12 protein-coding genes and 1 tRNA gene are annotated in these 12,985 nt (G+C 34.5%); all 13 read right to left on the bottom strand.

All coding sequences use genetic code 11. The annotated features are described in order from the left end of the window. On the bottom strand, positions 1–201 hold a 201-nt coding region (locus A9G45_RS13455; RefSeq protein WP_065566198.1), incomplete at its 3' end, for a hypothetical protein. A 137-nt stretch (positions 202–338) separates the two neighbouring features. Further along, positions 339–647 (bottom strand): hypothetical protein, encoded by a 309-nt coding sequence (locus tag A9G45_RS13450; protein ID WP_065566197.1) that lies wholly within the window; start codon positions 645–647, stop codon positions 339–341. Between the two features lie 187 nt (positions 648–834). Further along, positions 835–1,212 carry a terminase small subunit gene (locus A9G45_RS13445; RefSeq protein WP_065566196.1) on the bottom strand — a complete coding sequence of 126 codons (378 nt, stop codon included), beginning with the start codon at positions 1,210–1,212 and terminating at the stop codon, positions 835–837. A 755-nt stretch (positions 1,213–1,967) separates the two neighbouring features. Then, positions 1,968–3,218 carry an integrase domain-containing protein gene (locus A9G45_RS13440; protein ID WP_065566195.1) on the bottom strand — a complete coding sequence of 417 codons (1,251 nt, stop codon included), beginning with the start codon at positions 3,216–3,218 and terminating at the stop codon, positions 1,968–1,970. A 183-nt stretch (positions 3,219–3,401) separates the two neighbouring features. Further along, a tRNA-Ala gene (locus tag A9G45_RS13435) sits at positions 3,402–3,477 on the bottom strand. Positions 3,478–3,602: 125 nt separating this feature from the next. After that, positions 3,603–4,595 (bottom strand): protein translocase subunit SecF, encoded by a 993-nt coding sequence (gene secF / locus A9G45_RS13430; protein WP_065566199.1) that lies wholly within the window; start codon positions 4,593–4,595, stop codon positions 3,603–3,605. Positions 4,596–4,610: 15 nt separating this feature from the next. Further along, positions 4,611–6,467 (bottom strand): protein translocase subunit SecD, encoded by a 1,857-nt coding sequence (gene secD / locus A9G45_RS13425; protein WP_081297936.1) that lies wholly within the window; start codon positions 6,465–6,467, stop codon positions 4,611–4,613. 59 nt (positions 6,468–6,526) lie between these two features. Then, positions 6,527–6,856, bottom strand: coding sequence for a preprotein translocase subunit YajC (yajC, locus tag A9G45_RS13420; RefSeq protein ID WP_065566193.1), 330 nt, complete (start codon positions 6,854–6,856; stop codon positions 6,527–6,529). Positions 6,857–7,041: 185 nt separating this feature from the next. After that, positions 7,042–8,748 carry an NADH-quinone oxidoreductase subunit N gene (locus tag A9G45_RS13415; RefSeq protein WP_065566192.1) on the bottom strand — a complete coding sequence of 569 codons (1,707 nt, stop codon included), beginning with the start codon at positions 8,746–8,748 and terminating at the stop codon, positions 7,042–7,044. A gap of 6 nt (positions 8,749–8,754) precedes the next feature. After that, positions 8,755–10,299 carry a complex I subunit 4 family protein gene (locus tag A9G45_RS13410; RefSeq protein ID WP_065566191.1) on the bottom strand — a complete coding sequence of 515 codons (1,545 nt, stop codon included), beginning with the start codon at positions 10,297–10,299 and terminating at the stop codon, positions 8,755–8,757. Between the two features lie 17 nt (positions 10,300–10,316). Next, a complete protein-coding gene (locus tag A9G45_RS13405; RefSeq protein ID WP_065566190.1) occupies positions 10,317–12,053 on the bottom strand; it encodes an NADH-quinone oxidoreductase subunit 5 family protein in 1,737 nt (578 codons plus the stop codon). 107 nt (positions 12,054–12,160) lie between these two features. Then, the gene (gene nuoK, locus A9G45_RS13400; RefSeq protein ID WP_065566189.1) at positions 12,161–12,463 is read right to left on the bottom strand and encodes an NADH-quinone oxidoreductase subunit NuoK; all 303 of its coding nucleotides are present in this window, start codon (positions 12,461–12,463) and stop codon (positions 12,161–12,163) included. Position 12,464: 1 nt separating this feature from the next. Beyond that, on the bottom strand, positions 12,465–12,956 hold the full coding sequence (locus A9G45_RS13395) for an NADH-quinone oxidoreductase subunit J (protein ID WP_065566188.1): 492 nt from the start codon (positions 12,954–12,956) through the stop codon (positions 12,465–12,467). Positions 12,957–12,985: the final 29 nt, after the last annotated feature.

Raw genomic sequence — 12,985 nt, 5'->3', positions numbered from 1 at the left:
AGGTAGGAAATAACCATTTCCGTACTCTTTAATAAGTTTATGGATTAATTTTTTTTCATTGGCAGCAAGCTTTACATCTTTAATAAAGCACCATCTTCTTTCATAAATTTTGAAAGCTTCGTCTTCTGGAATTGTCTTTCCTTGATAGTCCCACAAAATTTTATTTAATGCAGGATATCTATTTACTTGGATATTTTGCATTCATTATCTCGTTAAAATAAAAATCACATTTAAATAAATTGACGGCAACCATTTAATAGATATACAGGTTCTAATAATTCCCTGTGTTTAAAAGTATATAACTGAATATATATGAACACAACTTAATTATGTTAGAATTACAGAATTAAAATAACACTTGAAGATAAAGAAATGAGAGCATTTGCAAAAAATAGCAATAAATATTTAAGCCGTCGCGCTGCTTCAAAACATAAAGCACGTTTATCAGCAAAATAATAAGCCTTTATCGGGCTTTTTAAATTCAACCCCATATAAGATACTACAATTATAGTTATCTTCATAATACAGATAGCTGCCTCCACTTTTTTATGGAAGCGAGCTGTGGTAATTATTTCGGCATGATCTTCTATATAGTTGCTATTTGTTAAATATATTTTTGGTGCGTACCTTTGTGCGTACCAGTTCATCAGATTTCACATTAGTTAAACCAAAGATATATAACTATGGTTAGTACGTATCTATTAAGTACGCTCTTGGAATGCGCTAACTTGTTAACTGGCTTGTATGATGAAATTGGTATCCACTTATTAGGCGCCTTTTCGCTGGATACTTGCTTGGATACCTTTTTATAAGTACTAGTGATTATCTATTAGATTATGGTGCTACTAGCTCAATACGCATTGGTTTGGATTTGGCTGTAATGCCACTACCCATAGATTGATGATCTAATATCTGTTTTTCAGAATAACCATGATTAGCAAGCATCAATTTGGCAATACTCGCGTTAAATTCGCCTTTTAAGCCTTTATTAATTAATTCCACTTCTTGGCGTGCCTTGATAAGTTCTAACATGTCCTTAAATTCTTCGCTTGAACTTGCATAATTATATAAACTTGACCTTGAACAGTTAGCATATAAAGCCAGTCCAGCCACAGAGGGGATCACTTCGCCATTATTGATATAGCCTTGCTTATGCAAATACTCTTTCCCTAGCTCTAACATGTCCTTTAATTTTGATTTTCTTCCTGCCATATTGCTATCTAACTTACTAATAATAAGGCTATTATAACCTAATAAGGCAAATTATTAGATTGCTTTTTAACGTGTCCAAAATTAGCCCAGCCAATAGGAGGGGGTAGCAAATTTCTATAACTCTACACGCCTAAAACCGCTCACCCTACTTTTTATGCAAAACCGCGAATTGAAATAATTTTTTTGACTGCTATTACTAAATGGGTAACCATGAATAGCTCGAGCCAATGTAATAAACCTGCTGGCTTTTTAGCTGATTGCAAATTTAATACCTGCATGGTGGAAATCACCATAAAGCATTTAGGCTTTTAATTCCGCCCTGGATCAACCTAAAAATCACCATAAATTAACCAAATGATTAATAATGATTTTATTTTCATGGATAAATGGGTTTATATAAATATATTTATATTTCAATTGGTTAATTACAGGATCAGAATTGTTTTAATAATGTGTATAGTAGTGAACACTAGTGAATACTAGTGAACACCAAAAAATATATATAATAAGTATATAATGTATTGATATATATAAATTAATATTAGATTGGTGAATAGTGGTGAACACTTTATATTAAAAGTTTTAAATTATGGGGGGTAGATATAAAAACAGCCTAATGACTAATATAAGTAAAGGGTGACATTTGAAAAAGACTCCTCAATTTTGAGGAGAGGGTATTATTGAAGTAACTCAGATTTGAGTGACGGTTTTATCGTAACCCAAATATGGGGCACGGTATGAATAGCGCGATATGGTTAATGATTTACTAACTTTAAATTACGAGTACCAGATAATGAGACATTTCCTTGGCTGGCTTGTTCGACAAAGTCACCCCACCAATCAAGCATGATTCTACGTTGTTCTAAGTAAGTAGCTCGGTTATAAGCTCGCCTTACGCTATTGGTATCGACGTGTGCAAGTGCCGCCTCAATAATATTAGGGTCAAATCCCTGCTCGTTTAATACTGTACTAGCTAAGGCTCGTAATCCATGTGCGACTAGTTTGTTTTTATACCCCATTCGTTTTATTGCCATGTTAGCAGTACTACTATTCATCGGGGTTGTATAAGGCGGTTTCATGCTTGGGAAAATATGCTCTCTATGTCCACTAATAGGCTTCATAATTGATAATACTGTCATAGCCTGCTTATTGAGCGTAATAATGTGTTCTCGCCTCATTTTCATTTTTTCGGCAGGGATAACCCATAAACTATTATCAAAATCTATCTCCTGCCATTTTGCCCCTACGGCTTCATTTGGGCGTGTCATCGTTAATAGCTGCCACTCAATCAAACAGCGCGTTTGCAATTCGATTCTAGCCATAGCAAGGGCTTGCATAAATTGGGGGAGCTCTTGCGCATTTATTGTTGGCATTTGTCCTTTTACAGGGCTTTCGAAAGCGTCCTTTATCTTGGCTGCTGGGTTAGCATCAATCAAGCCAATATTAACCGCATAGAACATGATTTCATTTATTCGTTGGCAAAGTCTTTTAATGGTTTCTAGCTTTCCATTCGCTCTTAACGGTTCCATTGCTTGAATAAAATCTTTAGCTTTAAGTTTAAAAATAGATTTATCACCAATGTAAGAGAATAGGTGTAATTCTAAAGATTCCCATGTTCTTTTTAGCGTACTCTCAGCTAACCCTTTACCGCTTTTGACCTTAAACCAATCAGTAGCTACCTTTTTAAAGGTACTAGTAATTTCGTCATGCTTGCGTTGTTCTTGTTCTGCTTTATGCTCTTGAGGATCTACACCTTGCTTAATTAATTCACGAGCTTCGTCTCTTTGTTTTCTAGCTTGCTGTAGTGAAACCTCAGGGTAACTACCGAAACTAATTAATGCGCCTTTTTTGGTATACGGACGCGTATACTTAAAACGCCAGATTTTAGAATTATTCGATTTAACCAAGAGATACATACCACCACCATCAAATAACGAATAATCTTTATCTCTTGGCTTGGCGGCCTTTATTTGGGTGTCTGTTAATGGATGTATTTTTCTAGCCATAATTATTTTAGGTATACGATATATAGGTATATTGTGTTCGTATACCTAAGCATATACCTAAAAAATTTGGTTGTAAATGTACCTTAATGATACTTACTGGATAATAAAATCGCTTTTAAGGCTTGTTGTTATTGGGTTTAGTGTGCTTTAATGGGTTTTAAAGAATGTTGCTGTTTATTGATTTGGTGGAGCCAAGGGGGATCGAACCCCTGACCTCAACGCTGCCAGCGTTGCGCTCTCCCAACTGAGCTATGGCCCCAAAAGAAAGGGATAAAACTGTGGTTAATAATATGCAACTAAAGGGTAGGTGTCAATCAATTTGGTATCATTTGTTTTAAAAATAGTCTAATGAAACTCTGCCAATTAATGGCAGAGTTTAAACAATTAGCGTAATATTGAAGGTTGATCAGCTCCTTCTGCTTCAATTTTTGGTGGCATAAAGTGTTCTCTTTTTACGCCTAATTTAAGTGACATATAAGCCGCCACATAAATTGATGAGATGGTACCAAGCACAATACCCACCCCTAATGTTTCAGAAAATCCTTTTAACATTGAACCACCAAAGATATATAGAATAATCACCACAACAAGTGTTGTCCCTGATGTCATTAAAGTACGATGCAACGTTTGCGTTAATGAGATATTAATTACATCATAAGGTTCTGCACGGCGTATCTTTCTAAAATTTTCACGAATTCTATCAAAGACAACAATAGTATCGTTGAGTGAATAACCAATAATGGATAACATTGCAGCAATAATCGTTAAATCTAATTCTCGTTCAAATAGTGATAGATAACCTGCAGTAATGACGACATCATGCGCTAAAGCAACAACCGCTCCAGTACCAAATCGCCACTCAAAACGGAATGCAATATAGATTAAAATACAAACTAATGCGGCACAGATTGCCAAAATACCATCTTGAGCAAGTTCAGCGCCAACAGTTGGACCTACAAATTCAATACGTTTGATTTGAGCATCTGCATCAATATCTTTATGTATTAAATTGGAAATTTTTGTACCTAGCGCATTATCAATAGCCGATGAGGTATTGTCTTCTTGCTTAGCCGAAGGTAACCGAATGATGATATCTTTACTACTACCGTAATATTGTACTATCGGCTCATGATAGCCTGCATCGCGTAAACTATTACGAATATCATCAAGATTAACATTTTTTGTTACGGTAAGCTCGACTGTTGTTCCGCCAGTGAAGTCTTGTCCTAGATTGAATCCTTTAACAAAAATAACGACAAAAGACGCTACAACTAAGAGCATAGAAATAACAAAAGCAACGAAGCCAAATTTTAAAAAGTCGAGGACTCTGCGACCATGATTTAATTCTCTAACATCATGATTTTCTTTTTTATTAATAATCACAATAAACCTCTAAATTGATAACTTATTAACGCGACGACCGCCATAAATAAGATTGGCTAATGCGCGAGTACCAACAATCGATGTAAACATTGATGTAACGATACCGATACCTAACGTAATAGCAAAGCCTTTAATTGAACCAGTACCAACTGCATAAAGAATAACCGCAGTAATTAAAGTAGTAAGATTGGCATCAAAAATACTGCTCCAAGCTCCTGCATATCCTTCATTAATTGCATGTTGCACACTTCGACCATTACTCAGCTCTTCTTTTATTCTTTCGTTAATCAGTACATTAGCATCAACAGCCATACCTACGGTCAATACAATACCAGCAATACCTGGCATGCTTAGCGTTGCCCCAGGAAGTAAAGACATTGCACCAACAATTAAAATTAAGTTTGCAACTAATGCAAGGCTAGCAAACACACCAAATAGGCGATACATTACTAACATAAAAATAACTGAAACCGCCAAACCCCATACACAAGATTCTAAGCCTTGGGTGATATTTTCTTGCCCCATGGATGGCCCAACAGTTCGTTCCTCAATAATTTGGATCGGTGCAATTAATGCCCCTGCACGTAATAATAGTGATAAATTTTTAGCTTCATCAATACTACCTATACCCGTTACTTGGAAACGATCACTAAAAATACCTTGAATAGTCGCGACGTTAATAACTCGTTCTTGTTTTTCAAGAATCGGCTTGTCGTTTTCATCGCGTTTTCCTGTATCTTTGTATTCAACAAATAAGGTTGCCATCGACTTATGAAGATTTTTTTGAGTAAAATCAAACATTTTTTTACCGCCTGTGCCATCAAGCGTAATAGCAACTTCAGGTAATCCATATGGATTAACACGATATGAAGAATCAGTAATATGATTTCCTGTTAATACAATACGTTTATAAAGTAATACAGGACGTCCATTTTCCATATACTGAATTTCTGAACCATAAGGAACGCGCATATCACCATTGATAATGGCCGGTAAATTTGGTGTGCTTTCTTCGTTAACTTGTCTAAACTCAAGCGTCGCTGTTGCCCCTAAAATACGCTTAGCTAACGCGGTGTCTTGAATACCTGGTAATTCAACTACAATACGATCAGCACCTTGGCGTTGAACAATAGGTTCGGCAACGCCTAGTTGATTAACACGATTACGTAAAATAGTGGTATTTTGTTGCACAGCATCATTTTTAGTTTGTTGTAAACGTTGTTCACTGATATCGACAACAATACTGCTGTCTGTTTGAGAAGCTACTTTGTAATCTCGCAATCCATTAATTTTAGTAATACCTTTATTGCGATCATCCGTATTATCAAATTGTAATACAATTTGTTGATTACTATTTTTGCTGATTTTTTTATAATTTAATTTGCTATTTGTGAATTCAGTTTTTATGTTTTCAATAGATTGTTCAGTGAGTTTACTTAATGCGGTTGTCATATCGACTTCCATTAAAAAGTGAACGCCACCACGTAAATCAAGACCGAGTTTCATAGGCTCAGCACCTAATGCTGTCAGCCACGTTGGTGTTGCGGGTGCTAAGTTCAATGCAACGATATATTCTTCACCTAATGCTTCTGATATGAGCTCTTTTGCTTTAAGCTGTGTATCATTATCACCAACGCGAATTAAAATTGACTTATTTTCATAAATTAATGATTTAGTCTCGATGTGATTATCAGCTAAAAGTTTTCTGATTTTATCTTGCGTAGCAACATTAATTTCAGCAGTATTTGAGCCTGAAATCTGTATAGCAGGATCTTCACCATAAATATTTGGAAGTGCATAAAGAAGGCCGAGGCAAATTACAACGACCAACATAATGTACTTCCACAAAGGATAGCGGTTTAACACGACATATTCTCTTGTGGAATTAGATAATCAATACAATGAACAATAATAGATGATCCCTATTATAGCGATTTCATTGTCCCTTTTGGTAAAACTGATGTGATAAAGTCACGCTTGATCACAACTTCAGTAGTATCATTTAATTCTAGCGCTATGTAGCCATTTTCGTTGACTTTTGATACACGACCAATAAGTCCGCCATTGGTTAATACTTCATCGCCTTTGGAGATAGAAGCCATAAGATCGCGATGTGCCTTTGCGCGTTTTTGTTGTGGACGCATGATCATAAAATAGAAAAATAAACCAAACACAACTAACATAATTGGCATGAAAAAATCGCCACCGGGTTGGCTACCATCTGCGGCATAAGCATTAGAGATTAAAAAGTCCATACTGGTCCTCTTGATTAAAATAAATTTTTAAAGGTCAGAATTATAACATAATAAATAAATCTGTTATTAACTATTTCTTGTCAAAAAGCCTTAGGAAAACATATGCTTTAGGATAAAATGCTGGTTTTATTTATTTTAGTTAATATGACTCCACTATTGAATTAAAGGAAGCTGATACAGGCTCATTATGTGGTTAAATATTGAGCCATGCTAACTAAGTTAAATAACCATTTAGGGTAAATTCCGCAAAGCATCGTCAATAAGGCACATAATACGATGATTAATTCGCTTATTCTAATATTAGTCCATTTTAACTTAATCGAGGCTCCACTTAACATTTTTCCATCACAGTTAATTGGTTTTATATAAAGATTGATAATTAAGCGAGCATAAAAATAAAGTCCTAATGCACTACCAATCACTACAGCAGCAACTAACCACCATAATTCTGCTGTAACACCTAATAGCACCAGTAAAAATCGACCGACAAAACCTGCGGTTAATGGTGTACCAGCTAAAGATAAAAAACCAATCCCCATAGCTAGCGCAAGAATTGGTCTTCGCCAAAATAGACCTGAAAGATCGATCTCATTTTCATGATCTTGTAGTTCATCTGAATGGGAATCTAAGCTGATTGTGCCTAAAATACAGATATTAGCTAAAATATAGCCAATGAGATAAACGCCAATAGTTTCTAACGCAAGTACTTGATATTGCACAGCAATTAACGCTGTAAATAAATAGCCAAAATGTGCAATTGAGGAGTAAGCAAGTACTCGCTTTAAGCTACTTTGCATCAATGCCAATAGATTGCCCCATAAAATAGAACAAAAAGCCATAATAACTAAAATAATACGGATTGTTTCATTGTTCACAATCGGTGCCAATAAAAACAGCCTAGCAATGGCACAAAAAACTGCTACCTTTCCAACTGTTGATAATAATAAAGCAACAACCGTTGGTGCGCCTTGATAAACATCGGGTAGCCAAAGTTGGAATGGAACGAGAGATAATTTAAAACCAATACCAACTAACATCAAACAAACACCCATCAGTAATAATGTACTTGGGTAAGTCATCGTTGAGAGTTGATAACTTAGCCCACTGAATGTTAGCTCACCAGTAGTTGCATAATAAAATGCAATCCCTATCAATAAAAATACACTGGCAATAGCAGATAAAATCATGTATTTAACTGCTGCTTCTAATGAATGAGTCTGTGTATATTGATAGCCAATTAACCCTACAAATGGAATAGATAACAGTTCAATCCCAATAAAAAATGCAATGAGATGGCTTGCGTATAAGAGTGTTACTCCACCTAATGTCATGAAAAGTAGGATTAAATAAAATAGTCCGTGATGAATCTTTTCTTGCCGGAACCAACGATAAGCAAAACAGGCTACAGCAATAGATATCATTAAAATCAAACTGGTATAAAGCAACCCATAACCATCACAAGTAAAAAGTGCAGTGATATGGTGCGCTTTCCACTCATCTATTGAACTATTATCAGTGTTTGAATTAGCATCAATATTTGTCTTATCAATCTTACTGTTGTTGACGTTGTCATCAATGTTTTCATTTTGTTTGTCCACATCATCAGTAGACACAGTATCAATTGCTATCGTTTCTTCAGTTGATGGAGTTAGTTCTTTATTGGCGTCTGAAACTGATACCGATAATTGCATATTATCACTACTGATATCTGCAATAGCTTGTGCATTAAATGAAATTTTATAGCCAACTACCGCGGAACAAGCTAACGCACATGTTAATCCACAAATAGTTAAAATAGTACATCCTTTAGTGCTTATTTTAAAAACAAATAATGAAAATAACACAACAATGATGGCAATGCTTAGTACAAAAATAGGCGATAAAGCTATCATAGATTATTACTCTCCCACTCGTTCTGTGGTTATGTATTGTTGTGTTTGATTCATGATAGAATAAGACATATCTAAAATCAGTTGTGGATACAAACCAATAAAAATAAGGACAATTAAGATGCTTGATAATAACAAAATATCTTTTTTACTAAGTAGATGTTTTGTGGAAGCCTCTTTATCTGCGGCGCCATAGAATATTGGCTGCATACGCACGATAAATGAAATAGACAATAATAATAAGCCAATTACTAGCAAAATGGTATAAAAAGAAAATGTGTTATAACTACCAAGTAACATCATATAATTACCAACAAAATTAGCTGTACCTGGAATACCTAACACAGCTAATATAAAATATAAAGTTAACGAAGATAGATAAGGCACTCGTCCTTTTAACCCAGTGAACTGGTTTATATTCCGAGTGGAATAACATTCAACCAATAACCCACTAATTATAAACATACCAACGATTGCTAAATTGATGGCTATCATCTGGATAACTACACCTTGATAAGCAATAATAGAACCGCTATAGATTATTGCAGTAACAAATCCCATTAAAGCGATATGAATATAAGCAACAAGTTTTTTAATATCGGTTTGATTGAATGCAAGCAATGCTGCATAAACAACAGTAGCCAGTGCACAAGCTAACATCAATGGCATAATCATGATTGAAGCATTAGGAAATAGTGGTATAACAAAACGTAATAAACCAAATGCTGCTGTATTGAGTAATAATCCACTAATCATCATTGAGCCAGTTGTTGAAGATTCAATATGGGCTTCAACAAGCCAACCATGAAAGGGAACAAAAGGAATGCGTACTATCAAAGCAGCTAAAAAGCCTAACATCAGTAAAAATTCAGTATGGCTTGATATTGGTGTTTTTATTAATTCCTGAGAATCAAATGTCCAATGACCTGTTAAGTTCCAGTTAATTAGTGCCAATGAAACGATTGAAATTAGCATCAGCAAACTGCTTAATTGGGTATAAATCAAAAATTTGCTTGCCCCATTAAAGCGCAATTGCGAGCTCGAATCTCGGCGCCCCCATAAGGAGATCAAAAAATAGACCGGTATTGCCACAGCTTCCCACAGAAAGAACATTAAAAATAAGTCAGTGGCGACAAACAACATCATAATGGTTGATGTCATAAATAATAGGCATAGGTAAAATAAACCAAGATTGTTTAAATTTTCTTTACTAGAATAAACAATAGTCAATAATACAATAAATAGTGTTGCGGTAATAACAACCATTGATAAGCCATCTAAAACAAGGTGAAAACGGATGCCTAGTAATGGGATCCACTCCAGATTAATTTCCTTTCCCCAGTTTGCGCCTTGCTTTAGTGTTTCAGCGGCATCTATCCATAATACGATCGCTATCGATAATGTAATACAAATTGTGGTAAATGCGACAATTATGGGTAATTTTGACCAACGCTTTTGTACGTTGATGGAAACTACCCCTCTTTGTAAACATGCATGGCATAACCAACCAACAAATCCGCCTATTACAGGTAAAAAAACAAGCCATAACAACATGAATGATTACACCTTTATTAAATGAAAATCAGTAACATTAATATAATAATACTGCCTATAACCATCGAAACCATATACCATCTAATTTGCCCATTTTCTAGGTCAACGATAAATGCGTTTATTTTTTTTATGCCCAACATTATCCAATTATCCCATAAAGCAATAGGATCTTTTTTTAATAATTTAGCTAGATAGATATAAGGTTTAACAAATAAGCAATTTAATAAATAATCATAACGCCAATCACTATTACACAAACGTAAAAATAATTTAATCATTGGTGTATTAAGTACTTCTCGCACTTCGCTATTAGGGCGCACATATAAAATGTAGGCAATAAGAAAGCTCAAACCTGTCACTGCGGCTAATAGTAGTTGAAAAGGCAATTGCCCATTAGTATCTAACTTGCCTAATGGAATAATGCCATGAATCGGTAACGGAAAATGAATAAATAAAGCGGTAGTAAATACCAATAAGATAAAAATTGGGCTATAGCTTATCCATTTAATTTTTGTAAAATCATACCATTTTTGTTTATGATAAAATACCATTGAAATTAAACGCCAAATGCCTAAGCTAGAAAATAAAATACCTATCAGACCAATCGTTCCAGATATTAATCTACCCTGCGCCATTACTCCCCAAATGATATCTCCTTTGATATAAAATGATGCCGAAATCCAAGGAATAGCACTGAGTGAAAGCATAATTAACAAAAATACAATATACAGCGTTGGAAAAGATTTAATTAAACCGCCTAATTTGTTTATATCACGCTCACCTTGGCATTTTTTAATTACAATAGATGAGGCTAAAATTAACAATGTGCTTGTTACGGAGTAATTAATTAAGCAATTCAAAGACAAATTCCAACTTTGTGTTGAAAAAGCATAAAAAAGGTAACTAATTTGCGCTAAATTGATATACGTGATAATTCGTTTAATATCGTACTGCACTAATGCAATAGTACTAGCAAATAATATCGTTAATGATGAAATCATCGATATAATAGCTAAAACATCGCTCGACATCATAAACAAATTACTTAATCTTAAAACTAAATATACCCCAGCTAAAATAACTGTTGATGATTGTAACAAAGCTACCGCGGGCATTGGCGCTAATGTTGTTTCGGCAAACCATGAATGCATGGGAAACAGTGCAGATTTACTCATTGCTCCAAGGAATAACATTAAAGTTATCCAGAATATAATGTCTGAATCAACCGCTAAATTATCATGTGCTTGCACCAAAACATCATGAATATTTAATGTGTTTAAAGTCTGATAAAGTAAAAATATACCAATGATTAAAAATATATCCGTTAAATGCATAACGATAAATGCTTTCACTGCAGCATAGCCATTACGCGCTTGTTGATAGTAAATACCAATAAGTAAGTAAGTACTTATGCTCACACCTTCCCAACCAATTAGCATAACAAATAAATTATCAACTAATATAATAGTTAACATGCTAGCAATTAATAAGTTACTGTAAGCATAAAAAGTATAAATATCCTTTCTTAACGTCAAATAACAAGCTGCAAAAAAATAGATCAAGAAACCAAAAAATGAGATTAGCACTAAAAAAGTTAGTGATAAACCATCTAGTGTCAAAGATAAAGGTATAACGAAATCACCAACAGAAATCCAATTCCATAATAGCCTAGTATAGATTAGCGTCATGTCGGGCACTGTATTTGAATAAAAATCAATACATGAAAATACCGTAATTAATGCAATGATGAGCATAGTACTGATACCTATAATTATTACATTAATTGAGCGTATATGCCTCCCTAGGCAAATCAATCCAAAAAAAGAAAGCAAGGGAACAATGATAGTTAAATAAAGTAGATTCATCCTTTCATCTCACTCAGTGAGTCAATATTTAAGGTTTTTCGGCGGTAGAATAGTTTCATCATTAATGCTAGCCCAACACAAATCTCTGCTAGGGCTGTTATTACCGCGAGTATTGCAAGTACTTGTCCATCAGATTGTTGCCAATAACTACTTGCCGAAAACAACGCAACGATTGCACCATCATTCATAATCATCAGGCTAAGCAACAGAAAATAGAGATTGCGTCGAATCATTACCCCTAATAAGCCGATCACAAATAAAATAGAAGCAAAGATAAGACAATGCATAAGTGGGATCATATTATTTCTCCGACAACAGCCGATGCATAAAATGATAAGCAATCACAGCTGCACCTAATAATAAAAATATAGCTAATTCAGCCATTAAAATGTATGCATATACAGACATTTCATGCATTAATTCATGAGACTCTTTCAGCTCCGAATAGTTGGCCGTTACTACACCATAAATAAGCGCGACTAACAAAATAAAAGCTAAAATTAATGGCCCTAACCAAATTTTTGGGCTAATGCCTTGTTTTTTTGTTTCTATATTATCAACACGAATTGCCAAAATTGAAGCGACAACATAAAAAAGAGCCGTTGTTCCACCAATAAACAATAATATATATATAACAGCAGAAAAATAGGTATTAAGTAGAATAAATATCGACGCTGAAGCAAACAGCGAAATAATAAGGTACAAAATTGCCTTATCAACTCGCAAGCTACTAATCACTTTTATACTAGCAATAACAGCAATAATCGACGCGATATAAAAAACAGCGATCATCTAATTATCCAATACATATTCATAATACT

The organism is Gilliamella sp. HK2, assembly GCF_001690265.1.
GTDB lineage: Bacteria > Pseudomonadota > Gammaproteobacteria > Enterobacterales > Orbaceae > Gilliamella > Gilliamella apicola_C.
Note: the sequence above shows the minus strand (reverse complement) of the source record. Positions and strands in the feature narration are given on the sequence as shown.

Excerpts from the sequence above, each read along its gene's own strand:
- A9G45_RS13440 (WP_065566195.1), bottom strand. The coding sequence starts at position 3,218 with ATGGCTAGAAAAATACATCCATTAACAGACACCCAAATAAAGGCCGCC.
- A9G45_RS13395 (WP_065566188.1), bottom strand. The coding sequence starts at position 12,956 with ATGATCGCTGTTTTTTATATCGCGTCGATTATTGCTGTTATTGCTAGT.
- A9G45_RS13450 (WP_065566197.1), bottom strand. The coding sequence starts at position 647 with ATGAACTGGTACGCACAAAGGTACGCACCAAAAATATATTTAACAAAT.
- A9G45_RS13445 (WP_065566196.1), bottom strand. The coding sequence starts at position 1,212 with ATGGCAGGAAGAAAATCAAAATTAAAGGACATGTTAGAGCTAGGGAAA.
- nuoK (WP_065566189.1), bottom strand. The coding sequence starts at position 12,463 with ATGATCCCACTTATGCATTGTCTTATCTTTGCTTCTATTTTATTTGTG.
- A9G45_RS13410 (WP_065566191.1), bottom strand. The coding sequence starts at position 10,299 with ATGTTGTTATGGCTTGTTTTTTTACCTGTAATAGGCGGATTTGTTGGT.
- yajC (WP_065566193.1), bottom strand. The coding sequence starts at position 6,856 with ATGGACTTTTTAATCTCTAATGCTTATGCCGCAGATGGTAGCCAACCC.
- A9G45_RS13415 (WP_065566192.1), bottom strand. The coding sequence starts at position 8,748 with ATGATAGCTTTATCGCCTATTTTTGTACTAAGCATTGCCATCATTGTT.
- A9G45_RS13405 (WP_065566190.1), bottom strand. The coding sequence starts at position 12,053 with ATGCTCATCATTGCATTAATTACGGTATTTTCATGTATTGATTTTTAT.